The following is a 26587-nucleotide window of genomic DNA, read 5'->3' as shown; positions in this document are numbered from 1 at the left end:
TCGTCTCCTCTCTATCGTCTCCTCTCTATCGTCTCCTCTCTATCGTCTCCTCTCTATCGTCTCCTCTCTATCGTCTCCTCTCTATCGTCTCCTCTCTATCGTCTCCTCTCTATCGTCTCCTCTCTATTTTGCTTGGCGCGAGCTCCACCGCCGGTTTTACCCGATCGCCTCCTCATCTTCCGATCTCTTCCCTCGTCAGGGACTCGTTTTCAGATCGGCGGCCCCGCCCCATCCGCTTCCCCCTCTGCAGACCCATCTTCCGCCCACAACCCTTATATATAATGTCAATATTTAGACATTATCGTACAAAATCATACATTATGGTGATCTCATGGAGTATCTGCAACAGATCGTGGAGGGGAGGGACCTATCCGTCCCGGAGGCGGAGGCTCTCCTCGGGGAGGTCTTCGAGGTAGCGACGGACGCCCAGATCGGGGCCCTCCTCGTCGCCCTCAAGATGAAGGGGGAGTCGGTCTCGGAGATCGCGGGGCTCGCGAAGGCGATGAGGTCCTCATCGGTGAGGATAAGCCCCCGGGTCCCGGGTCCCTTGATCGACACCTGTGGAACCGGCGGCGACGGGACGAACACCATCAACGTCAGCACAGCCGCTGCCATCGTAGCCGCATCCTGCGGCGCCTTCGTGGCGAAGCACGGAAACTACGCCGTCAGCTCGTCTTGCGGGTCCGCCAACGTCCTCTTGGAGCTGGGGGTCGAGGTCGCCCCCGGCCCCGAGAGGGTCTGCGAGGCGATCGAGACCCTGGGGATCGGTTTCATGCTCGCCCCCGTATTCCACCCCTCCATGAAACGGGTCGCCTCCGTCAGGAGGGAGCTGTCCATGAGGACGGTCTTCAACATCCTGGGCCCCCTCACAAACCCCGCTGGAGCGAGGTTCCAGCTGATGGGGGTCTACGACCCAAGGCTCTGCGATAAGCTCGCCGCCGCCCTCAAGATCCTGGGGGCGGAGAGGGCGATGGTCGTCCACGGCTCCGGCCTCGATGAGATCACCAACACCGGCCCGACCCGGATCTCCGAGCTCGACGGGGGGAGGCTCTCGAGCCGCACCGTCACCCCCGAGGACTTCGGCTACCCCATGGCCAGAATCGAGGATATCAGGGGTGGGACCCCCCAAGAGAACGCCGCAAAGCTGGTGGAGATCCTCTCGGGGGCGAGAGGCCCCTGCAGGGACGTCGTCGCGATGAACGCTGGGGCCGCCCTCTTCGTCTCGGGGATCGCCGAGACCCTCTCCGACGGAGCGAGGATGGCGGAGGTCGCCATTGACTCGGGCAAGGGCCTCGAGACGCTGAAGAGGATGGTCTTCTCCTGCGGCAGCCCCGAGAAGCTGGAGAGGTTCCTGTGACGAGAGCCAAGATCTGCGGGATCAGAGACGCTGCGGCGAGGGACGCGGCCGTGGCCTTCGGAGCCGATGCCGTCGGCTTCGTGGTGGAGATCCCCCGGTCGAGGAGGTCCATAGGCAGAGGCGAGGCAAGACGGCTCATCGAGGGGCTTGCCCCCTTCGTCTCCAGCGTCATCGTGGTGGAGCCCGACTCTGTGGCGGAGGCGGCAAGCATAGCCCTGGATACCGGGGCGGACGTCCTCCAGGTGAACGACTCCCTCAGCATCGAGGACCTCTCGGCCCTCGCCGAGATCATCCCCCAGAAGCTGGTGGCTGCGGTGCCGGCGATCCCGGGGATCCTGGACCGGGCCCGGGATCTCGAAGAGGTCGCCGACGCCCTCCTCGTCGACAGCTCCGACGGAGGAGAGCTCGGAGGGACGGGGACGGTCCACGACTGGAAGCTCTCCGCCGATCTGGCGAGGAGGGCAACAGTACCCGTCATCCTGGCGGGGGGGCTCGATCCCGGCAACGTCGCCGAGGCGATAGAGACCGTCCGCCCCTACGCCGTGGACGTATCCTCCGGCGTCGAGACCCATGGAGAAAAGGACCCGGATAAGATCGAGGCGTTCCTTCTGGAGGTGAGGGGTTGCCTATAGCTTCAGAGCTCTTCATCGAGGGGACGGGGAAGGTGCATCAAGATGGTCCAGCTCCGAGGCTCTTCGAGGTCACCGACCTCCTGGACCCCGAGGCTCCCCTCGCCCTCTACTCCGCCCTCCGGCGGGAGAGGTTCCCCTTCCTTCTGGAGTCCGTCGAGAAGTCGGGAGATAGGGCCCGGTTCTCCTTCGTCGGCGCAAGCCCCGCCGCCGTGGTGACGGTGACTGGGAGGCGGTTCGCTATCGAGATATGCAGCCGGGGAAGGGGCCTTGAGGAGGTCTTTAAAGAGAGGCTCGCCGCCTCGGCGGTGATAGACGGCGATGACGGATCGACGATATCCGGGGAGATACGGCGGGGAATGGACCTATTCGACCTCCTCCGGTCCGCCCTTCCCGTCGGCTCTTGCCCCTCGAAGTTCGGAAGGCAGGCCTTCCTCGGGGGCGGCATCGGCTACCTCGCCTACGACCTGGTGGGCGATAGGATAGGAAGGCCCAAGACCTCCGGCGCCCCCGACGCCAAGTTCGGGGTCTTCGAGGAGAGCTTCGTCTACGACCACCTGACGGGGAAGGTCTACCTTGCGGTGGCCCCCCTCCTCCTCGCCGGAGACGACCTCGAAGATATCGCAGCGGAGGCGAGAGACCGGCTCAAAGGCCTCCATCTGAAGGAGCCGGAAGATGGAGGTCTCTCTCCCCTCTCGGTGGAAGCGGATCCCGCCGGCCCCTTCGAGGAGTCGGTCCGAAAGGCCAAAGAGCACATCCTTGCAGGGGACATATTCCAGGCGGTCTTATCCAGGAGGACGAGGGTGAGGCTCGCCAATCCCGACCCCATCATCCTCTATCGGAGGCTCCGGGAGATCAATCCCAGCCCCTACACCTACATCTTCGAGTTCGAAGATCAAGCCCTGGTCGGGGCGTCCCCGGAGACGCTCTTCAGCCTCAGCGACAGGATCGTGACCACAAACCCCATCGCCGGAACGTGTCCCCGGGGCGGGTCCCCCGAGGAGGACGACCTTCTGGCGGCTAAGATGCTGGCAGACGAGAAGGAGAGGGCTGAGCATGTGATGCTCGTGGACCTGGGGAGAAACGACGTCCGGTCCGTCTCGAAGGCCGGGTCGATAAAGGTGGAGGATTTCATGTCCGTCCTGCGGTACTCTCACGTTCAGCATATCGAGACGACGGTCCGGGGGACGCTCCGGGATGGGTGCGACTCGTTCGACGCGGCTAGGGCGATATTCCCAGCGGGGACCCTCTCGGGAGCCCCCAAGATCCGGGCTATGGAGATCATCGACGACCTGGAGGAAGCGAGGAGAGGGATTTACGGCGGCGGGGTGGGCTACTTCTCCGCCGACGGCTCCGCCGACTTCGCCATCGCCATCAGGTCCGTCGTCATCGAGGGCGATACTGCCGTCGTCCAGGCGGGGGCGGGGATCGTCGCCGACTCCGACCCCCACCGGGAGTATCTGGAGACGGAGCGGAAGATGGCGGCGATGAAGCGGGCCCTGGGGGTGGCTGCGTGACGGCAAAGACCATCCTCTTCATCGACAACCAGGACTCCTTCGTCTGGAACCTCGTCGACTATGTATCCCAGTTCCACCCCGAGACGCAGGTGGCTCCAAACAGGATCGAGCCCTCCCGGGTGAAGGAGATCGACCCCCTGGGAATCGTGATATCGCCGGGGCCGGGCCATCCCGCAAACCCCAGGGACATCGGAAGCTGCATCGAGGTGATGAGGAGGTTTCAGGGGACGCCGATCCTGGGGGTCTGCCTCGGCCACCAGGCGATAAACCTCGCCTACGGCGGAACCATCGACCGGACCGCCCCCGTCCACGGGAAGGCCTCCGATATATTCCACGACGGCCGGGGGATATTCTGGGGGCTAAAAAGCCCCCTGAAGGGGGGGCGCTACCACTCCCTGGCGGTGGAGACCCTAGCACCGCCCCTGAGGATCACTGCCAAGACCGCCGAGGGTCTGGTGATGGGGGTGAGGCACATAGCCCTCCCCGTAGAGGGGGTCCAGTTCCACCCCGAGTCGGTCCTGACCCCGGAGGGAAAGAGGCTGATCGCCAACTGGATTGAGGGGCTCGTCAGATGACCTCCAAGGTCGTAAGAGAGATTCTGAGGGAGACCGAGGCGAGGCTCTCGGTCCATCCCCCGACCGCTGATCGGATGAAGGTCGGCGACCCCCGGGACCTCCCGGCTCGGGCGGCGAGCCTCCGGGCGAGGGGGCTATCTCCCATCATCGCCGAGATCAAGCCCCGGATCCTGGATAGATCCCTAAAGGCGGAGGAGGTGGCGGTCATCGCCCGGAGGTACGAGGCTGATGGGGCTTGCGCCGTCTCGGTCCTCACCCAGCCGACATACTTTATGGGGTCGCCGCAGAACGCGAGGGTGGCCAGGAAGGCATCGTCCCTTCCCATCCTCAGGAAGGACTTCATCCTGGTGGAGGGGCAGCTCGACGAGGTTGCATGCGACCTCGTCCTCCTCATCGCCGCATTCTCCGAGGACCTCGACGGCCTGGTGGAGGCGGCAAAGTCCAGGGGGATGGAGCCTCTCGTGGAGGTCCACACAGAGGAGGAGCTCATCGCCACCCTCAAGACCAGCACGAGGGTGGTGGGGATAAACAACAGGAACTTGTCCACCCTGGAGGTGAGCCTCGATACCTTCGAGAGGCTGGGGCCTGTGGCGAAGGGCTCGGGGCTCTTCGTAGTCGCCGAGAGCGGCATCATGACGAGGGAAGACGTCGTCAGGATGGAGGAGGCGGGGGCCGACGCCCTCCTCGTCGGAACATCCCTGATGCGGGAGCCTGCGTTCCTACCCATCCTCAATGGGGCGGCCCATCCCTGAGGGCGGAGCATATACGGAGCGGATGACCATCCTGAGCGGATGACCAGATAGAGATGGGAGCTGATGAAGATTTGATGAAGATCACAAATGCGTCGATGACGAGGTTTGGGAGGTTCGGCGGACAGTTCGTCCCCGAGACCCTGATGCAGCCCCTGAAGGAGCTGGCGGAGGCCTACGGCCGCCTCAAGGTGGACCTGGAGTTCAGGCGGGAACTCTCGGCCCTTCTTTCGAACTATGCCGGAAGGCCCACCCCTCTGTACCTGGCCCGGACCCTATCCCGGGAGCTCTCCCGGAAGGTCTACCTGAAGAGGGAGGACCTCGTCCACGGGGGGGCCCACAAGCTCAACAACGTCCTGGGGCAGGCCCTGGTGGCCAAAGCCATGGGGAAGACGAGGCTCATCGCCGAGACGGGTGCGGGGCAGCACGGCGTCGCCTCCGCCATGGTGGGGGCGAACCTCGGCCTCGATACGGAGGTCTACATGGGTGAGGTGGACATCGAGCGGCAGAAGATGAACGTCTACCGTATGGAGCTGTTGGGGGCAAGGGTGATCCCCGTCAGGTCAGGGTCGAGGACCCTCAAAGACGCCATCAACGAGGCGATGAGGGACTGGGCAGGAAGCTACGAGAGCACCCACTACCTGATGGGTACCGTGGCAGGGGCTCACCCATACCCCCTGATGGTGAAGGAATTACAGTCCGTCATAGGGACCGAGGCGAGGGAGCAGATCCTCGCCGCCGAAGGACGGCTCCCCGACTCCGTCGCCGCCTGCGTCGGCGGAGGCTCCAACGCCATGGGGATCTTCTCCGGCTTCTTGAACGACGACGTGAAGCTCATCGCCGTCGAGGCGGGGGGGAGGGGTACTTCCTCCGGCCGAAAGATCGCCGACCACGGAGCATGCCTCAACTTGGGGGAGGACGGGGTCCTCCACGGGGCGATGACCAAGATCCTCCAGGACCCCTATGGCCAGATCCTGGAGTCCTACTCCCTGGCCGCAGGCCTCGACTATCCCGGCGTCGGCCCCGAGCTCGCCCACCTCGTGGAGGTGGGGAGGGTAACCCCCGCCATCGCCGACGACGGCGCCGCTCTGTTGGGGTTCAGGCGGCTATCAGTCCTGGAGGGGATCATACCGGCCCTCGAGTCCGCCCACGCCGTCGGCTTCGCCCTCAACGACCCCGAGGCCCTCGGCGAGATCTCGATCATCAACCTCTCGGGGCGGGGGGATAAAGACCTCGCCACGGTGATGGACCACGAGGGGAGGGGGGGGATATGAAGCTCGCCGAGGCCTTCGAAAGGCGGCCCCTCCTCATAGCCTACATATCCGCCGGCGATCCCTCACCCGAGTCCGTCCCGGAGATCGCAGAGCTCCTCGCCCGGGCCGGGGCCGACGTCGTGGAGCTGGGCCTACCCCACTCCGACCCGATAGCCGACGGCCCCGTCATCCAGGCGGCGGCCATGAGGGCGATCGAGGCGGGAATGAACACCGACGTATACTTCGAGATGGCCTCTCGGATCCGGGCGGACGTCCCCCTCGTCTTCATGGGCTACTACAACATGATCTTCCGCCGCGGCCTTGAAAAGTTCGCCGGAGACTGCGCTGATAGCGGGATCGCCGGCCTCATCGTCCCGGACCTACCCCCGGAGGAGGCAGGCCCCCTGAGGGCGGCCTGCAGGAAAGCCGGAGTCGACCTGATATCCCTCATAGCACCGAATACGCCGGCCGAGAGGATTCCCCTCATCGCAGAAAGTTCCAGCGGCTTTCTCTACCTCGTCGCCCGCTCCGGGGTGACCGGCGCCAGGGCAGAGGTCCAGGATTCTACGAAGGCGCTGATCGAGAGGGTGAAGACCCCCCTCCCCAAGGCCGTAGGGTTTGGGATATCGACGCCGGAGCAGGCGGCGGAGGTGATCCGGGCCGGGGCCGACGGTGCCATCGTAGGGTCCGCCTGCGTCGACCTGATCTCCCGGGGGGACCTGGCGGGCCTGGAGGATCTCATCCGCCGGATGAAGGCGGCGATCAGAGAGGCGAGGCCGATCGAGGCGGTGGGGAGGGTCTGAGGGATGAGTGAAGGGGGCAGGTCGGTTCTATCCACCCTGCCATCCCCACTTTTCACGGTCCACGGATCGAGCGGTAGTCTCCCTATTTTGAGTTGATACAATTTGGAACTACGACAGTCCTCATAAGCTCTTCAATCGTCCAGATATGATCTGTAAGGCCTGCCGCCATGGCAGACGATCTTGATTTACAGCGACGTTTGCCATCATTAACCTCGACTCTCAATGATTTAACAGGTCTTGTCAGGTTCTAAACCCAATCCTCCCAGACGCAAGATGCTTCAAGCATCTCCTCTTTTTTGGAGAATGATAGTGTTTTTCTAACCATTCGGCAGTTCATCTGCCGCGAGGTCAGATTCGTTCTTTCGACATAAGCTGTGTTAAGGCCCATCAGATTGAGAACTTCTTTAGGATTGCCATAGACTACTCGGTGAATGATACCGATTAGCCGTCCCCCTGAGCGGTGCTTAGTTACCTGAAGACATTTCCACCCAGGTTGTGGTTTTTTACGAGTAGGTGGTCGTCCTCGACCAGCGTATTCCGGTATCTTACCCCACGTTTGAAGCATTGCTTCCGGATAGCTATCGTTTCCATCGCTAGCTATTGCCGGCGGTTCGGTAGGGTTGCTGCGGTCTTTGATTTGAGACATCATTACCATAGCAACATCCTCTTCGTTCTTTCCGATGGCTCTCCCTACTCTCAACCTGGTGTCGATATCTATGGCAGTGCCCCGCCAGAAGCTGCCTCGATCGGGTTCTTCGAAATGTCCACTTTTTTCCCTTTGTGACCCACATAGGTCCACATGGCATCAAGCTGAACACGAGTCAGAGGATAGTTAGCGAGAAGCAGCGACTCGATCTTTTCTACATGGTTTGATGCTTCGCGAAGCCAGCTCATGACGGTCTCCTCTTTGATTCCCTTGATTCTATGGATGGAGGCAAGACTATTCCTTTCGGCAACCATCGCCAGGCATTCAAGGATCTCTTTGGGATTATGATGCCGACCATAGAACACCGTTCCCTTGTTCTCTACGAAGACTTTATCGCAGGTTGTACATTTCAAACGTTGAGTGCCCTTTCCGGTTCGCCCATACTTGACAATATTTCCGTGGTCAACCAGACCGTAATCGGGACAATCTTTGTTCCAGCAAAACGAACCAGCTAAGACCAATCGATTTGCCTTCATTGCTTACCTCGAACATAATATCGATAAAAATAATATATAAACTTAATTGGGGCGAACTACCGAATTATGCCCTTCTCATTTAATGATCTGATTGCCCAATGATGGTCATAGGTGAGTAAAGAAGCCAAAAATGAATCTATAAGCGCCAAATATTCGATATATGGTTCGGTCCTAAAGGGGTGCATTATCTAGGATTGGAATCGTAACCTTAATCTCCGATCGGAGGGCAAAAGCCGGGTATGCCCCCCAAAGTCCTCTTCACCACCGTCTACAAGAACGACCCCGAGCCCTACGATTACATAGGCTCCAACGCCCGGTCGAAGTGGTTTCGGTTCCGCTGGCCCCGGATCCAGTCCTTTGGCCTGCGCTTCCTCAAGCAGAACATCCCCGAGATCGAGATTTTGGAGTACCCGACCTTCGAGGAGTACAAAAAGAGGCTCGCCGAGGACTGGGACGTCGTCGGCTTCTCCTTCTACCTGAACGAGACTTGCGAGATCCTGGAGATGGTCGACGCCGCCAGAGCCTCCGGGACTGTAGGGGAGCTGTGGGCCGGAAACTACGGCGCCCTGACGCCTCAAATTCAGGACAAATTCGACCGGATCTTCGAGGGGTACGCCGAGGGAGCGGTCGCCCCCTACTTCGGCCGCAAGATCGAGCAGAATCAGGTTCTTCACCCGCCGCTGATCGAGTACCTGGCAACCCCCTTCAAGAAGAAGCTGAACATCTACGGGATCATGTTCACGACGAGGGGCTGCGGCGTCGGCTGCAAGTTCTGCCAGACCCCCAAGTTCTGCAACCGTCCCCATCCCGTCCCCCTCGATAGCCTGGAGCGGGTGATATCCTACTACAAGGAGCGCGAGATCAACGTCGTTTTGATCGAGGACGAGAACTTCGGCGCCAACCGCCGCCACGCCGACAAAGTCGTCGAGCTCCTGGACGAGTACGGGATGGTCTGGGGGTGCATGGCCCGGGCCGACTACCTGCGAAAGAAGATCCCCGAATGGGTCGAGATGAGGACGCGGCCCGACCCGACAACGGGGAGAAAGCCCCGGATGGTGAAGGGGTTTGCGGGGGCGGCGATCGGGATCGAAAACCTCCACCAGGAGAAGCTCGACGACGTCAACAAGAAGGAGGGGACCGAGGACGTCCTGGAGACGGTGAGGCTCCTCCAGAAGTATGGTCTGGGAACGGTGGGCTACTACATGATCGGATTTCCCGACGATACGAGGGAGTCCCTCAAGACGGACATCCAGAGCCTCGCGAGCCTCAAGCTCGACATAACCCAGATCTGCATCATGACGCCGCTGCCCCAGACGAAGCTCTGGGACGAGCTGGACGCTGATTACGGAATCTTCGAGGAGGACTGGCACCGCTTCGACATGAAGCACCTCGTCTGGAACCATCCCAACATTCCCCCAGCGGAGATGGAGGAGATATTGAGCTGGTCTTTGAAGAGGGTCTACAACCGGCTGACGCCGCTGCGGACATCTTTCAGAGTATGGGCGAACGCCTACCGGTATGCAGGGATCGACGGTATGAAGGAGGTCGCCTCCTACGTCTCCCGGGCGAACCGGTTCGACTTCCACCCCGAGAAGCCCTGGCTCCTGGACTCGGAGGCGAGAAGGTAACATGAAGGTCCTCCTCCTCTCCTCGCCGGTCGTCCAGCCCGACTTCGACCGGATAGCGAGGATCCCCAGCTACGGCCTTGCGTCCATTGCCGGAAACGTCGACGACCTCTGCACCGTCTCCGTCGCCGACCTCCACGGGACGAAGAGGCCGAAGGAATATCTCGAAGGGGTTCTGAAGAACGGCTACGACCTGGTGGGCCTCAGCTGCATGAGCTTTCAGTATCACGCCGTCCTCCCCCTCGCAAAGATGGCAAAGGAGAGCGGCGCTGCCACGGTCTTCGGCGGCTACCACCCTACCCTCAGCTACGAAGAGATCGGCGATAGTCAGGAGGGGCGGCTCGCCGACTACATCGTCAGAGGCGAGGGGGAGGCGACCTTCAGAGAGCTGATCGAAGCGATCGACGACGGCCGCGACCTCGCCGAGGTGAAAGGGCTCTCCTATTGGAAGGGGGACGAAATGGTCCATAACCCCCCAAGGCCTGTCCTCGACGTCTCACAGATAAGGATGCCCAACCGCGACTGTCGGCTGATCACCACAGGCTTTGAGAGCTTCGGAGTGCCCATAGATTCCGTCGAGACGAGCCGGGGGTGCACCAACGGCTGCAAGTTCTGCTCCATCCAGCACATGTACGGCCGCTCCTTCCGCAGGTACCCCTTTGAACGGATCCTCGAGGACATCCGGGACGCCGAGGCCCACGGCGCAAAGTCGATCTTCTTTCCCGACGACAACATGACCCTGGACGTCAAAAGGATGGAGCGGCTCTGCGACGCCATCGTCGAGGCCGGCCTCTCCCACCTCAAGTACAAGGTCCAGGCCTCGGCCCGGGGGATCGGGTCGAGCAGAAGGCTCGTCGAGAAGATGGCGGCGGCCGGATTCGACGGCGTATTTCTGGGGATCGAGAACACCAGCCGCGAGAACCTGCGGTTTTTGGGGAAGGGGAAGATGTCGGACAACGCCGACAAGGCCGTCCAGTACATGCACGAGAACGGGATCATCGTCTCCGCGGGGCTGATCGGAGGAAACCCCGAGGACGACGCCGAGGACCTCTGGTCGAACTTCGAGCTGGCTCGGAAACTCAAAGTCGACATACCGATCTTCTACATCAGCACCCCTTACCCCAAGACGGAGATGGCGGTGGAGCTAGAGGCGATGGGGCTCGTCGCCTGTGACGACTACCGGTTCTACGACGGCCTCCACGCGAATTTAAATACGAAGCACCTGACCGCCGAGGAGGTCGCCTATATCACCTGGGAGATGAACGCGAAGTACTACGACCTGGCGTGGTTTAGGTACAACAAGATCAAGAGGCTCTACCCGAAGTGGTTCCTAAAGGAGACGCTGCGCCTCGTCCCCTTCTACGCCAAAAGGAAGCTTGGCCTCCTCCTGGGGCTCAAGACCCCCCGGGACTACTTCAGAGAGGACCTGGAGCGGGGGGAGCTGTGCAAGGGGGTGGCCTGAGATATCGAAGTCGGATCTCAGGTTGGACGAAAATTAATCTGACTGCTCGACGGCGGCGTTGCAGGCCCCGTAGAGGCTCACGTCATAGTTCGTGATGACATAGACCGGCGTCCTCTCCAGGATCTGCCGCTGCTTTTCGGCGTTGAGAAACTCATCGGAGAACTCGGGCATTACGAAGACCTCTCTATTTTTGGCGGCGATCCCCCCGGCGATGTAGAGGCCGCCGGTGGCGAGCGCCTCCAGGACGAAGTTCTTGGCGCACCTGCCGAAGCATCTCGCGTAGACGGCGAAGGTCTCCCGGCAGAGAGGGTCGGTCGTTCTGTATTTCGAGATGGCGGCGGCCTTATCCTCGGCCTCCTCGATCTCGGCGGTCAGATCCGTCCCGCCGCGCCTCCCCTTCAGAAAATCGTAGATCCCCTCGATCCCCCGCCCCGATAGAAGATCCTCGTAGCTCGCCGGGGCCTTCCTCCCGCCCCGGATGAAATCGGCGAGGTCGAGGTCGAACTGATCCTGGACCGGAAAGTCCGCGTGGCCCCCTTCGCTCGGGACCGGTCTGTATCTTTTGCCGTCATAGACCAGGATCGCCTTCCCCATGCCCGTCCCGGCGCCGATGACCGCCCGTCCGTCTCCGAAGGCCGGGTCGCCCCCCTTCGCAGAGAAGAGGTCGACCTCCTTCAGGGATTCTATCCCCTGGCCCAGGATCATAAAGTCGTTTTCTATCCTGAACTCATCAAAGCCGAACTCCCTCCTTATCTCCTCGGCGTCCACCGTCCAGGGGAGGTTCGTCGGCTTCGCCCTCCTGGGGTCGGCGACGGGACCTGCGACCCCGACGACCCCCCAGCCGACCTCGATCCCGTATTTCTCCCGGCCATAATCGAGGGCCTCCCGGATCGCCGGGACGAGGGAGAAGAGCCTTCTGCTCTCGAAGTGGGCTGAGTAGAGGAGGGAGGCCTCCCCGTCCCTCACCCCGGCGACAGCGATGTTGGTGTTAGTCCCGCCGACGTCCCCGCCGAGGACGAAGCCGTCAAACTGACCGACCTCGAACTCCGTCTGGTGGATCCTCGTCTTCATCTCATCTATCGCCCCGTTCCTCTTCATCCACGTCTCCGATTATCCTGAAAAGATCCTTCATTTTGAGACCTAAACCCCCTCCAGCCTATCGAGCGCCTCTGCCGCCTTCCTGCGGACATCGGGGTCCTCGTCCTCCAGAGCCCTCTTCAGGGGCTCTTCTGCCCTCGGATCTCCGATCTCGGCCAGGGCCGCTGCCGCCGCAAACCTCACCACCTCGTCCTCATCGGCGAGGGCTTCGATGAGCGGCTCTGCCCTTCTATCGTCGTCGAACCCCGCGAGTCCGACGACGGCCATCAGCCTCACCGCCTGATCGTCGTTCTTCAGAGCCTCAATAAGCGGATCGACGGCCTTCGGGTCGCCGATCTCTCCAAGAGCCCAGGCAGCCCAGATCTGGACGGAGGGGTCTATATCCCCCAGGGCTGCGATGAGGGGATCGACGGCATCGCCGCCTATCTCGGCCAGGGCCGCGGCCGCCACGGTCCTTACCCCCTCCTCCTCGTCGCCGAGGGCGGCGATCAAGGGATCGACCGCCCCAGGGCCGCCGATGGAGCCGAGGGCGAGGGACGTCCAGGTCCTGACGCTCGCCTCCTCGTCGCCCAGCGCCTCGATGAGAGGTGTCACCGCCCTCTCGTCCCCGACGGTCGCCAGGGCGTGGGCAGCACCGGCTCTCACCTCGGGCACCTCATCTTCGAGGAGGTCTATCAGGGGGACGGCCGCCTTATCGCTCCCGATATCCCCGAGGGCGACCGCCGCCATCGCCCTCACCTCCGGCTCGTCGTCTCTTAGAAGATCGATCAGCGGGCCGACCGCCCTCTCGTCACCCAGCCCCCCGAGGATCGTTGCTCCATAGACTCTAAGGGCAGAATCATCGTCCTTGAGGGATGAGATGAGGCCGTCGATGGCCCTCGGATCGCCCCCCATCTCGCCGAGGGCGTGGACCGCTGCCGCTCTGACGGCGGGCTCTCCATCCTTCAGAGCCTCGATGAGAGGATCGATAGCCTCCGGTGATCCCGATCCGCCGAGGACCGTTGCCGCGATCATCCGAACGGTGGCGTTCTCATCTCCGAGGGCGGCAATCAGGGGGCCGACCGCTCTTGGATCCCCGATCCTTCCCAGGGCCTCCGCCGCCATCGCCCGGACGGACCAGTCTCCATCTCCGAGGGCCTCGGCGAGGGGATCGACGGCCTCTGCCCCTCCTATATCCCCCAGGAGGGTGGCGGCGATGACCCGGACGGTGGTGTTCTCATCCCCGAGGGCGGCTATCAGGAATCCTGCCGCCTTCTCAGAATTGATCTCGACGAGGGCGCGGACGGCCGCGGCCCTGACGGCAGGATCGCCATCTGCGAGGGCTTCGGTGAGGGGCTCGATCGCCCTCGGATCAGCGAGCCTTCCCAGGGCGGCCGCCGCCAGGGTCCGGACGGCTGGGTCCTCATCCAGAAGGGCGCCGATGACGGGATCGACCGCCCCGGGGTCTCCGATGCCGGCCAGGGCTATCACCGCAGCCCCCCGGACCTCCCACTCGCCGTCCTTGAGGGCTTCGACTAGGGATCCGACCGCCCTCGCATCGCCCATCTCTCCGAGAGATAGGGCGGCGGCCACCTTCTCCCCAGGATCGCCGTGCTCCAGATCGAATATGAGGCGGGATAGCTCGTCATCTTCTTCTATCGCGCCATCTTTTTCTTTTTCTTCTTCTACTACTTTTTCTTCTTCAGCCACCTCGCCATCGGCAGGAGCTTCAGCTATCTTTCCCAGGGCCTCCGAGGCCTTCGACCTGACCCACGGGTCCTCATCCTGGAGGGCTTCTCTGAGGGGGATTATAGCCCCCGGATCTCCTATATCCCCGAGATGGGTCGCGGCCCACCCCCGGACCCATTTGTCCTCGTCTTTTAGGCCTAAGATCACCCTGTCCAGATATTCGGGCCTGCCGAGCTTGACCAGAGAGCTTGCCGCGTGGAGTCGGACCATGGAGACCTCATCGGATAGGGCCTCGATGAGGGGGTCGATCGCCCGGGGGTCGCCGAGATTTCCGAGGCTCGCTGCCCCGCCGGCCCGCAGCCCCCATTCTGGGTCCTTCAGGTATGCTATGGCATCGTCGACCTTGTCTGCCGCGACTAGACTCGCCAGCGCCGCGATGATCATCAATGTAAAAATCGGCTTAAATTTCATATCGGCATCCCCTGATGAAAAGAGACGGTCCTGAAGGTTGAAAAGAATATCGTCGCTTTACAGCTATAAACAGCCTGAAGCGATCCGGCGGATGCCACCATCCAAGAAAGATCTCTTCATCTCCGGCGACCCCGGTCCATCCGATCGCCATATCTGCAACCTCTCGATATCCCTAACCCCCTCGATCTCCTCAGCTTCTCGATATCCGCAACCGCTAAATCCTCCGGAGGATCTTTGGAAGATGGTGCCATGACCCTCAAAGATAAGCCCCTGGACCTCCTGGAGGAGTCGGAGATCAGGGCCCTTTTGGACGACGAGGTCCCGGAGAGCAAGGTCATCGACTACAAGAAGTTGCTCCCCGGCCCGTCGGACCTGGAGAAGAGGGAGTTTCTCCGGGACGTCTCCTCCTTCGCCAACGCCTCCGGAGGCCACCTCATCTACGGGATAGACGAGGAGAACGGGATCCCCGTCAGGATATGCGGCCTATCTGATATCGATCCGGACCACGAGATCCTCCGCCTCGAGTCGATGGTCCAGACGGGGATCGCCCCCCGGATCCCCGGAATATCCATGAGGGCCGTCCCCCTCTCGGGAGGCGGGTCTGTCATCGTAGTCCGGATCCCCAAAAGCTGGGCCTCCCCTCATATGATCACCAAAGGTTCCTCCCGGTTTTACTCTCGAAACTCCGCCGGCAAGTATCCCCTCGACGTCTTCGAGATCAGGACCGCCTTCTCCCTCACCGGGACCGCCGCCGAGATGATGAGAGAGCACCGGGCCGAGGCCCTGGCGAAGATCGTCGCCGCCGAGACTCCGGTCCCTCTGGGGGTAGGCCCCAGGATCGTCTTCTCCATAGTCCCCTTCGGAGCCTTCGAGCCGTCTTCGTCCTTCGACGTATCGTCCCTGGTCAGGGACTACAGGAGCGGCAAAGGCGCCCTCCCTCTCCCCCTGACGGGCCTATTCACGGGGTGGAGGTACAACTTCGACGGCCTCCTCACCTACGACGACCGGGGCTCCTACACCCAGGTCTTCGTCAGCGGGATCGTCGAGGCCGTCGACTCCGTCATCCTGGGCGACCGTTCGAAGGATCTCGAGGAGAAGACGATACCGAGCCTCCGATACGAAGAGGCGCTCCTGGAGGGCCTCCCTCGGTACACCTCCGTGATGGAGCGGCTGGGGGTCGAGCCTCCTGTCTTCGTGATGGTGAGCCTCGTAGGCGTCAAGGGGAGGTCGATTCTGGTCTCCACCCCGGAGTTCTCGGGAAATAAGGACGTAAAGATCGACCGAGACTCCCTCATCGTCCCCGAGATCATGATGGAGAGCTTCGGCCGGAAGGCCGATGAGGTCTTGAGGCCTGCCTTCGACGCCGTCTGGAGGGCCGGAGGGTGGGAGAGGTCGATGAACTACGACGAAGAGGGCCGCTGGATCGGGAGGATTTGATCAGGAGGAGGTGACCGGGGAGGCAAAGCCCCCAGGACATCAATGGAAAGGATAAATACTTGTAAATCCATACTAAAAGATACAAAATAGATTGGGGTGTTCTTTTGAAGTACGAAGTCCTCGATAAAGTGGCGGCTCTGATGACGGCGGCCTTTGGCCTGGTGGCGGCGCTGGCCTGGAACGACGCGATAAAGTCTCTCTTCGCAGAGGGTGGGCCCCTCTATTTCATGGCAGCTTACGGTATATGGGGCTATGCGATCCTGGTCACCATCATCGCGGTCTTCGCGACCATATGGATCGGAAAGATGGCCGAAGAGGCGAAGAAGAAGGAGAAGGCGAAGGGGGCTTGAGGCGGATAGGTCCTCATTTTTCTTTGGCGATTCCGTCGGTTAAATCCAACTTTTCTAAATGGCGACACTTTTCACCTTCTTTCGCTCCTCCTATTTTTCACCAGCCCTTGAGAAAGCCTTTTAGGGAACCGGGCCGTTCGCCCTCTCATTGCCTTTACATCGGACTTGATCGCCATGTTCCCCGAGGACGCTTACAATCTGGACTTCTTCAAAGAGGAGGGGTTTTTCCGGAAGAGCTGCGATAGATGCGGCGGCCGGTTCTGGACGAGGGACCCCTCCAGGACCACCTGCGGAGACCCCCCCTGCGACCCCTACACCTTCATCGGGTCCCCGGTCTTCCGCCGGGAGATCGGCCTGGACGAGATGAGAGAGCACTACCTCTCCTTCTTCGAGGAAAAGGGCCACACCCGAATAAAGAGGTACCCGGTGATCGCGCGATGGAGGGACGACATCTACCTCACCATAGCCTCCATCGCCGACTTTCAGCCCTTCATAACTTCGGGGGAGGTCCGGCCTCCCGCAAACCCCCTGACGGTATCCCAGCCCTGCATCAGGCTCGACGACCTCGACTCCGTCGGAAGGAGCGGCCGCCACCTCACCACCTTCGAGATGATGGCCCACCACGTCTTCAACACCCCCGATGAGGAGATCTACTGGAAGGAGCGGACCGTCGCCCTCTGCGACGAGCTCCTCCTGGGCCTCGGCGCCGACCCCATGGCCATAACCTACAAGGAGTCGCCCTGGGCCGGGGGCGGGAACGCCGGCCCCTCCGTCGAGGTGATGATGGGAGGCCTGGAGCTTGCGACCCTCGTCTTCATGGACATGAAGGCCTCCCCCGGGGGCGAGTACGAGATCAAGGGGGAGCGGTACGAGAAGATGGAGAACTACATCGTCGATACCGGCTACGGCCTCGAGAGGTTCGTCTGGGCCTCCAAGGGGACCCCTACCATCTACGACGCCATCTTCCCCGACGTCGTGGAGCACATATCTGAGCTGGCGGGGATCGAATCTGCCGTCTCCGACGAAGAGAGGTCCCGGATCCTCGCCCACAACGCTCGCCTCGCCGGGATGGTGGACCTGGAGGATGCGAGCCTGCGGGACCTCCGGGGTAGGATCGCCTCCGATATTGGGATCTCGGCGGAGCAACTCGACGAGATCATCGCCCCCCTGGAGCGGATCTACGCCGTCGCAGACCACACCCGGTGTCTCGCCTACATGCTCGGCGACGGGATCATCCCCTCCAACGTCAAGGCAGGCTACCTCGCCAGGCTTGTCATCAGAAGGACCATAAGACAGATGAGAGACCTCTCGATAGAGGTTCCCCTATCCAGCCTGGTGGCGATGCAGCTGGCGAAGCTCGACTATGGCGACCTCGATGAGCGGCTCGATACCATCGTCGAGATCCTCGACCAGGAAGAGGAGAGGTACGCCGAGACCCTGGAGAAGGGGCGACGGCTCGTGAAGAGGATCGCCGAGGGGCGCGGGAAGAAGGGGGAGACGATCCCCCTCTCGGAGATGATATCCCTCTACGACTCCCACGGGATACCCCCGGAGATCGCCAAGGAGGCGGCCCTGGAGGCGGGGGTCGAGGTTGAGCTGCCCGACAACTTCTACTCCCGGGTCGCGAGCACCCACATAAAGGCAGAGAAGGCCGGAAAGGAAGAGGTGAAGATCGACCTTCCCGAGACCCGCCGGCTCTTCTACGAGCGGCCCTCCGAGAGGAGGTTTGGCGCCCGGGTCCTGGAGGTCGTCGACGGGAACGTCATCCTCGACCAGACCCTCTTCTACCCGGAGGGGGGAGGCCAGCCCGCGGACCTCGGCCTGATTCGGAAGGGGTCGAAGGCCTTCAGGGTCGTCGACGTCCAGCCGGCGGGAAAGGTCGTACTCCACAGGATCGCCGATGAGGAGTCGGGGGCGGCAGCCGCCGAGATCCGCCCTGGGGACGCGATCGAGGGTGAGGTTGATATGGGCCGGAGGACGGCCCACGCAAGGCACCATACTGCGGCCCACATCGTCCACGACTCGGCGAAGAGGGTCCTGGGAAGCCACATCTGGCAGGCTGGAGCCCAGAAGTCGGAGGACCGGGCGCGCCTCGACATCTCCCACTACAAGCGGATATCCCGGAAGGAGCTGAAGGAGATCGAGCTATTGGCCAACAGGATGGTGATGGAAAGCATCCCCATATCGACGGGATGGCTGGATCGGACCGAGGCGGAGAAGAGGTTCGGCTTCGAGCTCTATCAGGGGGGCGTCCCGCCAGGAAACAGCATCAGGGTCGTCCAGGTGGGAAGCGACGTCGAAGCCTGTGCCGGAACCCACTGCACCAACACCGGTACTGTGGGCCCCATCAAGATCCTCAGGACCGAGAGGGTCCAGGACGGGGTCGAACGGATCGAGTTCGCGGCCGGCGAAGCCGCCGTCCTCCGGGGACAGGAGAGAGACGACCTCCTCTTCGCCGGTGCCGAGGCCCTCAGCGTCCCCCCTGAGCAGCTCCCCAGGACCGCCATTCGGTTCTTCGAGGAGTGGAAGGACCTGAGGAAGGAGGCGGCCCGGCTCAAAGAGGACCTGGCTAGAGCCCAGATGGAGGGGCTCACGTCCAAGGCGGTCGAGGTCGGAAGCCTGAAGGTCGTCGTCGAGATCGTCGAGAACGCCGACGTTGAGGAGCTGATCAAGGCCGCCTCTATGATCTCGGCAAAAGACTACGTCGCCATCCTCGGAAGCGAGAAAGGGGGGGCCAAGATCGTCGCCGCCGTCGGGAAGGCGGGCCTTGAAAAAGGCCTGAAAGCCGGAGATATCGTCAAGGCTGCGGCGAAGGTCGTCGGCGGCGGTGGCGGCGGAAAGCCCGAGATCGCGCAAGGCGGAGGCCCCTCGGCGGAACGGCTCTCGGAGGCGCTGGAGGCAGGGCTGGCGAAGGTCAGGGCCGCCTCCGGGGGCTGAAATCTATTTTTCGTTCTCTCGACCTTCACCCAAAAAAATCGGCCCCCTCCCCCACCGTGTCCGCGAACAGCGGCAGGATTCGCGATCCTTTAAAGATCGATCGCCTCGACGCTTAAAAGAGACCTCCATCCCCTTATGGGCGGCCACTCGTCCTCGTGGAAGGTGAAGATCCTCTCCTCGGCGTCAGCCTCGCCCAACTTGATTATGATCCGATTCGTCTCGATGGTGTAGCCCTGGGGCCAGTCGGGGTTCAGCTCCTCCTCCGTCTCGATGACCATCGGCTGGTCGGAGGCAAGTTCAAGATAATTCTCTCCTTCAAGCTCTGCCTCCAGATCCTCGATCTCCACAATCCTCTCGGAAGCGTAGGCGATCTGTCGCAAAAAGGTCATGGTGCTTCTGTTGAGGGCCTCGTACCGGCCAGATCCAGGCGGAACCGCCGCAGACGTCCCGTTCGCGCGGTGTATCGTGTACGATATGGCCGCGGTCATTGAGGTCTCGTTGAGTTCGGCGTAGCCGTCATCGCAGAAGTCCTCTTGGGTCCCACTGCAGATCGCCGTCGAGACGAGTACCAGAACCGTCGCAAGAATGGCGATCCTTGAAAGTATCCCCTTCGCTTTCATCTTCGCTTTCATCTCCGTTTCGAGATTCCTTTATCATCCAAAAAGGGTTGGGGACCCGGAAGAGCGAGTCCCTCGTCGACCTCTACACTTTTATCCAGGATCCTTTGACCCGAGAATATCGACTTGGCTCAGTTTCTTCTGTTTGTAGTTTCTAGGTCACCTGTGAGAGGGGCGTCGTGCTCAGGCGAGGCGTCAACGACACTTCTCTGATGGGTGCTATCGTAGAAATTGTCCTCGACTCAGCGTCCTTAGTACCCTTACCCGGCTCCTGGATGGTGCTCCTGTCGACGGCTCTGCTCCTGTCGGGCTGCTGCAACGGCGTCGTTCCGGCCTTCGTCTTCAGTGCGTACATGAACTCCTGGAACTCGAACTCGCCGTCAGGTCCAGTGGCTAATCCAGAAAAGACGTAGATCGGCTCGGTCACGTCCTGCCTCTCATCTCCTGAGGTCTCGTAGTAAGCGAGATGGACGTCAGTGACCACGGCTTTATCAACGTCGGCAATCTCGGTGGTCAGCCCCTTCTCCTGGAGAAGTCTGAAGGCCTCTTCGGGGACGAGAAGCTCGTAGGTTCTGTCAGCTCTTCTGGGGGTGGCGGAGGCTACGGCCATTCTATCGCCGATAACCCTAGATACTTTGGTATAGCCCTGGACCTGGCCGCCATCGCCCAGGAGTACTGTGATCGTCGAGCCAGCACCTTCCACCGGGAGGCCCTCTAGGGTTCGGGAGTACTTTGCAATCCCCATCATGTTTTCAGCCCGGCCCGTCGGCCCTCTCTCGCTCAGCTGCTGCCGGGTCAAAAAGGACATTCCCGAATACAGATAGCCGTCAGGCAGAAGCCTGTTTTGACTGGCGTAGGCGTCGGCGGTCCGTTTCAGGACGTTTGCGTCAGGAAGTCCCTTCTCCGGATCGGCAAATGCGTTCTTGTAGTCGAGGAATAGAGTCTCCGCGCCGGAGGCCTTCTCGACGGATACGTATTGCCTCTCATTCAAGATGACGAAGTTGGACTCCTCATCCAGGACCTCTCCTTTAGCTCCCCTGCTGCCAGCGACCTCCGAGGCGTAAGCCCTCGTCACGTCGGGGCTTTTCAGGGCGTAAATTCCGAGGGTGTCGGGAACGTCGGGAAGCTTCGCCTCAAGGACGAATTCCGGCGTGGTATCGAATCCTTCTTTTTCGGGCAGCGTCATCGTCAGAATAGAGCTATCCGTGCAGAATCCTGGTTCATGATTCGGGATCAGGGCGTAGGCACCTATCACCAGAGAGAGGCCGATCATAAGGTAAGTGTATTTGCTCATCTTCATCTACATCACCTCTATTTCGTTAGCGTCCACACCCACCATGTCTGTCCCGGGCTGGGATCTGAAGCAACAGAACCTTTGCCCCATATGTGGTCGTTGGCGGTCGCCTGGGTTGCGATAACCCTTGCTGTTACGCCGCTGGGCTGTTTTTCGATGTGCTGTTGGAACCAGGCACCTTTGACGGTCCATCCGCTTAACATCAGCTGAGCCCAGCGGTCACCTGCGTTTCTGGCATAGACGGTGTTCTTGTGGCTGCACATCATATGAGCGCCATTGGCCCCTAAAACCGTGTAGGCCCAGGTCGCGAGGTTTGAGTCCGCAAGAACTGAGCAGGAGTGGGCCCCTATCCATTCCAGGTCCAGGTCTCCCCATCGGGCGTCATCTATTGAACACTTGTTGTCGTCGCAGCAGTCGTTGGGGAAGTAGATGCCGCTTGGAGATCCATGACCTTCAAAGAAGGCGAGATCGGCCGCATCGGCATATCTATCATCCCATCCACCTTTCGTAACGTCTTTCCAGTCCTTCTCAAAGGCAGCGTTGTTTCCCCAGAGAAACTGTCTGTGCCATCCGGCGGCGTCCATCCTGGAGGCGAAGTTGGTGGCGGAGTCATAATTGACGCCGAGACCTCCTGTCGAGTCGTAAGAGACGCCATACTCAGCCGCTTCCCCTGTCCACATCAGGCAAAGGATAAGGGTACAGCCGATCATGTAAGGCTTCAAACCTATCATGCAAATCCCACATCGCTTCTTATAATTGATCATAATTAAATGTGTTGGTTAAATTATACTATAGAAATTATGAAATCAGGCAATTTTTAAAATATTAATATAATAATTTGTGGTATTAAAACTCAAAACCATCGTTTATCTGAATATATCTCAGGTTGCTGCAGGATCCGTTGCCGCCAGTTTGACAGTTATATCAACAGAAGGCAATATTAATATAAACAAATATATATTATAGCATCAATTTTCCTATGAGATCGATGCAAAAAAAGGTTTACCCTTCAACAATAGCGGGCCAAATGCTGAAATTGGCGTCGACGGTTCTAAGTCGCTCAGAAGAGCCGTTATGGATCGCTCTCATCTGTAGGCCGCGTTGTATGTGAAGGGATCGCGGCTCCGCCAGGATCGGGCCATGTAGATCAGGTCGGCCTGCATCTCGGAGTCGTCGACCCCGAGCCTCTTCATCAGGGTCAGGAGATCCCGGCGGGAGTAGCCGCTGCTGCATAATAACTCTGCCACGATCTGCATCATCTCTCTATAGGACAGCTCCCTCCCATCCTCAAAAGCCCGGACGAGGAGGGAGAGGACGGCAGGGCTCAAAGAATCGGAGTCGATCCTCATCCCGATCCTTTTGCTCACTAGATTCTCCAGGATTCTCAATTCTTTAACGTCGAAAACGGGATGTAACACCTTCACGCACCCCCGAAATCCGCCATTTCGGGCCGTATGCTCCGCTTCCAGATCTCTTATGGAACCGCACAAGCCATCAACTAAAACTCGATCTTATTTATAACTTTCTAATATAAATAAGACATATCTTATATTATCCCCAATGATTAATTATGTTAAATTGCTGCGTCGTTCATGAATTGAAATTATAAAAACGCAAAAAAAGGGGGGAAGGGAGTGGGCGGTGAGGGATGGAGGATGAGGAGGTGGAGGAGGGGCGCCTCAGACGTAACCGACGTTGTAATCGATGGGCGTCGATTTTCTTCCACATTCCGCCCCGGTGGAGACCCCTTCCTCCACCAGCCTCTTGAGGAGGGCGGGGTAGGCGGCGCCCACCAGATCCTGGACCGGCCTTCCGCCGCAGAAGAGCTTGAAGGTCGGGGTGGCCATCACCCCGTACCTCTCGGGGACGAAGGAGTTCACCATGACGTCGATCCTCACGAACTTAACCTTCCCCGCAAAATCGGCGGCATACTCCTCGAAGTAGGGCATCATCGTCTGGCAGTGGGGGCATGTTGGGGAGTAGAACATGGCGAGGACAGGGGTAAGAGATCTCTCGACGACCTCCTCCCAGCTCCGATCCGTGGCGTCGATTACATCAGTCATATCATCACCATTAATATGGTATGATGGGTTTCTGTGATTTATCCTTTGCTCTATACGAGAATCTCAAAATGCGGTCGGGAGAGACTTCTCAAAATGCGGTCGAGAGAGATGGCAATACCCCAAGGGGAGTTGAGAAGTAACCTCCGGCAAGATTGGGAAGAGGGGAGACGGCTTGAGAAAACCGGAAGATCCCAGCGGTGACGGCGGGGCGGAAAGCTGCGACCTATCCTTCCTTGACAGCCCCGAGGTGACGAGATGGGTATTCCATCCCAGGAGGACCGGACCGACCCCGAAGGTCCCAGGCAGGCTCCATCCCATCACCTTCATTGTGGATGATATGGTCAACGTCGACGGCGCCGTTCACTTCGCGGAAAGGTCCGTCGAAGACGCGCCTAACATCCTATTCTTCCACGGCAACGGCGAGACGGTCGCCGACTACCGCGAGATGGGCTCCCTTTACGGCAGGATAGGGATCAACTTTGCAGTCATCGATTACCGGGGTTACGGCACCAGCGGAGGAGACCCCTCTTACTCCGCCATGATGAGGGATGCCGTCAGCATCTTCCCCCAGTATGCCGACCTTCTCGCATATTGGGGCCTATCGGGGCCGATCTTCGTCATGGGCAGGTCCCTGGGATCGTCCCCGGCCCTGGAGGTTGCGGTCGGCTTCCAGAAGAGGATATCAGGGCTGATCCTGGAGAGCGGCTTTGCCGATACATATCGGCTCCTGGAGAGGCTGGGGGTCGACCCCCAAAATCTGGATGCGTTGGGGGAGAGGGCCGCCTCAAACCATGAAAAGATGAAAAAGGTGATGCTTCCAGTCCTCATAATCCACGGGGAGGGTGACGAGATAATCCCCCTCTCCGAAGGCGTGATCCTCTTTGAGGATCAAAGCTGCCGGGAGAAGGAGATCCTCATCATCCGCCGGGCAGGCCATAACGACCTATTGATCTTGGGAATTGATGAATACTTCAACGCCATAGCTCGTTTCGTCGGAAGGGTGAGGAGGCTTTAGTCAACCTCCCCCTCGATCTTGAAGGATACCCTCACCTTCGCCCTGTAGGCGACGATCTTTCCACCTTCGAGCTTCACGTCCAGCTCTCTAACCTCGGCGACCCTCAGATCTCTCAGGCTCTTGGCCGCCTTCTCGATGGCGGCCTTAGCCGCATCTTCCCAGCTGGTGGGAGAAGACCCCACCAGCTCCACAACTTTATAGACGCTCTCAGGCATAGGTTATACCTCCACAGAAATGTGATCTCTTATTATTGAAGTCAAAGTTTATATAATTTATTGACGTCCTGCCGCCTCAACAATCGAGATAGATACGGTTTTGGGCCTCCTGAAAGCTCAAAAATCGAAGATACGGATGCGAGACCGTCCGCGAGAAGGAGTTCATGGGGAGCGTCCTGAGATTCCTGGAGAAGAATAGCGGGAATAGGTTTAAGAGATCAGAGCCGATGATGAAGGGATGAACGACGCTGATGGCCCTTTATTTGAGGAGGAGCTCGCGACCCTCGCCAGGATCTCCGATAGGGCCGCAGAGGCGATATGCTGTAAGAAAGAGGTGGTGGTGGCGTCTCACGTCGACGCCGACGGCCTCACCTCCGCCGGGATAATTTCGGCGGCCCTGGACCGGGCAGACGTCGATCGCAGGACCCTCTTCTTCCGGCAGCTGGACCTTCCCGCCCTGGAGACGATCGCCGACCTGGGCCCCGACCTCGTCATATTCACCGACCTTGGCTCCGGGATGCAGTCTGAGATCCTGGAGATGGGGCTATCGGCGGTGGTCGCCGACCACCACCGCCCCCAGGGCTCGGGGGTAGAGCTTCACATAAACCCCCACCTGGTGGGGCTCGACGGAGCCATCCACCTCTCCGGGAGCGGCTCCACCTTCCTCCTGGCAAGAGCCCTCGCGAAGGCGGAGGGCAGACCAGGCGAAGACGACGACCTGGCGGGGCTTGCCATCGTCGGCGCCGTAGGCGACCTCCAGGATATGGCCCTAGGCAGGCTCATCGGCCTCAACCGGTGGATCCTGGAGGTGGGGGTCGGGGCAAAGGTCCTATCCTTCGGGCGCGACCTGAAGCTCTTCGGAAAGCAGACACGGCCTGTATTCAAGATGCTGGAGTTCTCCTCTGACCCATACATACCAGGGCTCTCTGGGGACGAGGACGCCTGCATATTCTTTCTCAAAGAGCAGGGGATAAGGCTCAAGGGGGAGAGGTGGCGGCGGTGGATAGACATGAACTCCGGGGAGAAGGGGAAGATCGCCTCCGCCCTGGTGAGGAGGGGGCTTCGGGCCGGCCTCTCCAACCCCCAGCTCGAACGGCTAGTCGGGGAGGTCTACACCCTCCTTTTGGAGCGGGAGGGTACGGAGCTCCGGGACGCCAGCGAGTACTCGACACTCCTCAACGCCACCGCGAGATACGGCCACTCCGACGTAGGCCTCGCCGTCTGCCTGGGGGACCGGGGAGCCGCCCTGGAGGAGGCGAGGCTCCTTCTCAACAGCCACCGTCAGAACCTGGTATCCGGCCTGAAGCTGGTAAAAGAGGAGGGGATCGTCCCCCTCGCCCACCTTCAGTACTTCGACGCCGGTGACCGGATCCTGGAGACGATTGTAGGGATAGTGGCGGGGATGAGCTTTCAGACCGCCGACAGGAGAAAGCCGATCCTGGCCTTCGCCAGGTCTGATGACGGAAGACTGAAGGTCTCGGCGAGGGGGACCCAAGATCTGGTGAGGTCGGGGTTGAACCTGGCAGATGCGATATCAAAGGCCGCAGAGAAGGTGGGAGGCGTCGGCGGAGGGCACAACGTGGCCGCGGGGGCGACGATACCCCCGGAGGCGAAAGAGGAGTTTTTAGAGCTGATGGACGCCCTGGTAGGCCAGCAGTTTCAAGGTTGAAGGGGTGGCGGAGAGGGGGGGTCCATCGGTACGGAGCCCAAGGGTGGCAGTAGCTTCCCGGGATGATGCTGACCAATCCTCGAGTGGTGGGAGAGGATTCTGATCAGCTCTCCCCTGAGGATCTTCCAGCCTCCGGCTAAGGGCAGCCGAAGAACTCGGTCTCGTTTATCTGCCTCGTCATCACCAGGACCTTCTCGTCGATGCTGAAGTTTCCGATGAACTCGTGGCTGACGTCCACCATCACGTCTCTTATGTCCATCGTCTCCTGGTTGAGGACCAGGTACCCCATCCTGCCGAAACCACTGCTGAAGTTGGCCTGTAGTTCTATGTCAACCCAGTCCGGGTTGCTCTCGAGGCGGATGTTGGAGGATAGCCTCTCGCACGAGTCGAAGTCCTTGTAGGCGGACATACCCAAAAAGTAGTTCTTGAGAGTGGTGGTATCGCTGATCTTCTGGTCGTAGGAGAAGAGGGAGGCTTCAGGGTCGCTCTTGCTCCCCAGCTTCAGCGGCTCGGGACCCTGAAAGGCGAGGCTGCACCCAGCCAAAAGAAGGACCGACGCCAGGACCATCACCATCTTCATCATGCAGATGCCTGCCCCCTT

The 26587-nt window shown here is 60.4% G+C and carries 24 protein-coding genes and 1 pseudogene; 14 read left to right on the top strand and 11 right to left on the bottom strand.

The window, feature by feature from the left end; genetic code table 11:
* Positions 1-331 precede the first annotated feature (331 nt).
* The 7 genes from trpD to trpA all read left to right on the top strand — a co-directional run bounded on the left by trpD (position 332) and on the right by trpA (position 6883).
* On the top strand, positions 332-1357 hold the full coding sequence (trpD, locus tag P0O24_RS08080) for an anthranilate phosphoribosyltransferase (RefSeq protein WP_316969241.1): 1026 nt from the start codon (positions 332-334) through the stop codon (positions 1355-1357).
* Positions 1354-1989: a phosphoribosylanthranilate isomerase gene (locus tag P0O24_RS08075; protein WP_316969240.1), complete on the top strand. Its 636-nt coding sequence runs from the start codon at positions 1354-1356 to the stop codon at positions 1987-1989. The genes trpD and P0O24_RS08075 overlap by 4 nt, the downstream gene beginning before the upstream one ends.
* On the top strand, positions 1986-3503 hold the full coding sequence (gene trpE / locus P0O24_RS08070; RefSeq protein ID WP_394356748.1) for an anthranilate synthase component I: 1518 nt from the start codon (positions 1986-1988) through the stop codon (positions 3501-3503). The genes P0O24_RS08075 and trpE overlap by 4 nt, the downstream gene beginning before the upstream one ends.
* Complete coding sequence (locus P0O24_RS08065; RefSeq protein ID WP_316969238.1) at positions 3500-4078, top strand: anthranilate synthase component II; 579 nt, start codon at positions 3500-3502, stop codon at positions 4076-4078. Before trpE ends, P0O24_RS08065 begins: the two co-directional genes overlap by 4 nt.
* Positions 4075-4830 (top strand): indole-3-glycerol-phosphate synthase, encoded by a 756-nt coding sequence (locus P0O24_RS08060; RefSeq protein ID WP_316969237.1) that lies wholly within the window; start codon positions 4075-4077, stop codon positions 4828-4830. The genes P0O24_RS08065 and P0O24_RS08060 overlap by 4 nt, the downstream gene beginning before the upstream one ends.
* 74 nt (positions 4831-4904) lie before the next feature.
* The gene (gene trpB / locus P0O24_RS08055) at positions 4905-6101 is read left to right on the top strand and encodes a tryptophan synthase subunit beta (RefSeq protein WP_316969236.1); all 1197 of its coding nucleotides are present in this window, start codon (positions 4905-4907) and stop codon (positions 6099-6101) included.
* Positions 6098-6883: a tryptophan synthase subunit alpha gene (gene trpA, locus P0O24_RS08050; protein WP_316969235.1), complete on the top strand. Its 786-nt coding sequence runs from the start codon at positions 6098-6100 to the stop codon at positions 6881-6883. The genes trpB and trpA overlap by 4 nt, the downstream gene beginning before the upstream one ends.
* Before the next feature lie 247 nt (positions 6884-7130).
* Here trpA and P0O24_RS08045 read toward each other — a convergent pair.
* A pseudogene (locus P0O24_RS08045) lies at positions 7131-7259 on the bottom strand (transposase); the annotation flags it as partial.
* 338 nt (positions 7260-7597) lie between these two features.
* Complete coding sequence (locus P0O24_RS08040; RefSeq protein ID WP_316969234.1) at positions 7598-8065, bottom strand: hypothetical protein; 468 nt, start codon at positions 8063-8065, stop codon at positions 7598-7600.
* 239 nt (positions 8066-8304) lie between these two features.
* Here P0O24_RS08040 and P0O24_RS08035 point away from each other — a divergent pair, with 239 nt between their 5' ends.
* A complete protein-coding gene (locus tag P0O24_RS08035) occupies positions 8305-9693 on the top strand; it encodes a B12-binding domain-containing radical SAM protein (protein WP_316969233.1) in 1389 nt (462 codons plus the stop codon).
* A gap of 1 nt (position 9694) precedes the next feature.
* Entirely contained in the window at positions 9695-11152 is a 1458-nt protein-coding gene (locus tag P0O24_RS08030; RefSeq protein WP_316969232.1) for a B12-binding domain-containing radical SAM protein, read from the top strand.
* A 33-nt stretch (positions 11153-11185) separates the two neighbouring features.
* Here P0O24_RS08030 and P0O24_RS08025 read toward each other — a convergent pair whose 3' ends face one another.
* A complete protein-coding gene (locus tag P0O24_RS08025; protein WP_316969231.1) occupies positions 11186-12250 on the bottom strand; it encodes a glucokinase in 1065 nt (354 codons plus the stop codon).
* Between the two features lie 42 nt (positions 12251-12292).
* Positions 12293-14362 (bottom strand): HEAT repeat domain-containing protein, encoded by a 2070-nt coding sequence (locus P0O24_RS08020; protein WP_316969230.1) that lies wholly within the window; start codon positions 14360-14362, stop codon positions 12293-12295.
* A 261-nt stretch (positions 14363-14623) separates the two neighbouring features.
* On the opposite strand from P0O24_RS08020, the gene P0O24_RS08015 reads away from it, so the two are divergent.
* From P0O24_RS08015 to alaS, 3 genes are all read left to right on the top strand, one after another.
* Positions 14624-15826 carry an AlbA family DNA-binding domain-containing protein gene (locus P0O24_RS08015; protein ID WP_316969229.1) on the top strand — a complete coding sequence of 401 codons (1203 nt, stop codon included), beginning with the start codon at positions 14624-14626 and terminating at the stop codon, positions 15824-15826.
* Between the two features lie 104 nt (positions 15827-15930).
* Complete coding sequence (locus tag P0O24_RS08010; protein ID WP_316969228.1) at positions 15931-16176, top strand: DUF5654 family protein; 246 nt, start codon at positions 15931-15933, stop codon at positions 16174-16176.
* 174 nt (positions 16177-16350) lie between these two features.
* Positions 16351-19113: an alanine--tRNA ligase gene (alaS, locus tag P0O24_RS08005; protein ID WP_316969227.1), complete on the top strand. Its 2763-nt coding sequence runs from the start codon at positions 16351-16353 to the stop codon at positions 19111-19113.
* A gap of 89 nt (positions 19114-19202) precedes the next feature.
* Here the strand turns inward: alaS and P0O24_RS08000 are convergent, their stop codons facing one another.
* From P0O24_RS08000 to P0O24_RS07980, 5 genes are all read right to left on the bottom strand, one after another.
* Positions 19203-19745 carry a hypothetical protein gene (locus P0O24_RS08000; RefSeq protein ID WP_316969226.1) on the bottom strand — a complete coding sequence of 181 codons (543 nt, stop codon included), beginning with the start codon at positions 19743-19745 and terminating at the stop codon, positions 19203-19205.
* 139 nt (positions 19746-19884) lie between these two features.
* Complete coding sequence (locus P0O24_RS07995) at positions 19885-21030, bottom strand: hypothetical protein (protein ID WP_316969225.1); 1146 nt, start codon at positions 21028-21030, stop codon at positions 19885-19887.
* A gap of 11 nt (positions 21031-21041) precedes the next feature.
* The gene (locus P0O24_RS07990; protein ID WP_316969224.1) at positions 21042-21788 is read right to left on the bottom strand and encodes a DUF6345 domain-containing protein; all 747 of its coding nucleotides are present in this window, start codon (positions 21786-21788) and stop codon (positions 21042-21044) included.
* Positions 21789-22109: 321 nt separating this feature from the next.
* Complete coding sequence (locus tag P0O24_RS07985; protein ID WP_316969223.1) at positions 22110-22391, bottom strand: hypothetical protein; 282 nt, start codon at positions 22389-22391, stop codon at positions 22110-22112.
* Positions 22392-22703: 312 nt separating this feature from the next.
* Positions 22704-23087, bottom strand: a complete 384-nt coding sequence (locus P0O24_RS07980; RefSeq protein WP_316969222.1) for a thioredoxin family protein — start codon at positions 23085-23087, stop codon at positions 22704-22706.
* A 172-nt stretch (positions 23088-23259) separates the two neighbouring features.
* On the opposite strand from P0O24_RS07980, the gene P0O24_RS07975 reads away from it, so the two are divergent.
* A complete protein-coding gene (locus P0O24_RS07975; protein WP_316969221.1) occupies positions 23260-24102 on the top strand; it encodes an alpha/beta hydrolase in 843 nt (280 codons plus the stop codon).
* Here P0O24_RS07975 and P0O24_RS07970 read toward each other — a convergent pair.
* The gene (locus tag P0O24_RS07970) at positions 24099-24317 is read right to left on the bottom strand and encodes a dodecin family protein (protein ID WP_316969220.1); all 219 of its coding nucleotides are present in this window, start codon (positions 24315-24317) and stop codon (positions 24099-24101) included. The two genes, P0O24_RS07975 and P0O24_RS07970, sit on opposite strands and share 4 nt — an antisense overlap.
* Positions 24318-24555: 238 nt before the next feature.
* Between P0O24_RS07970 and P0O24_RS07965 the strand changes: the two genes are divergently transcribed.
* Positions 24556-25986, top strand: a complete 1431-nt coding sequence (locus tag P0O24_RS07965) for a DHH family phosphoesterase (RefSeq protein ID WP_316969219.1) — start codon at positions 24556-24558, stop codon at positions 25984-25986.
* 136 nt (positions 25987-26122) lie between these two features.
* On the opposite strand, the gene P0O24_RS07960 is transcribed toward P0O24_RS07965, so the two are convergent.
* Positions 26123-26569 carry a hypothetical protein gene (locus tag P0O24_RS07960; protein ID WP_316969218.1) on the bottom strand — a complete coding sequence of 149 codons (447 nt, stop codon included), beginning with the start codon at positions 26567-26569 and terminating at the stop codon, positions 26123-26125.
* Positions 26570-26587: the final 18 nt, after the last annotated feature.

Origin of the sequence: Candidatus Methanocrinis alkalitolerans (assembly GCF_029167205.1) — an archaeon.
GTDB lineage: Archaea > Halobacteriota > Methanosarcinia > Methanotrichales > Methanotrichaceae > Methanocrinis > Methanocrinis alkalitolerans.
The sequence above is the reverse complement of the archived record's forward strand: the minus strand, read 5'-3'. Positions and strand labels throughout refer to the sequence as shown.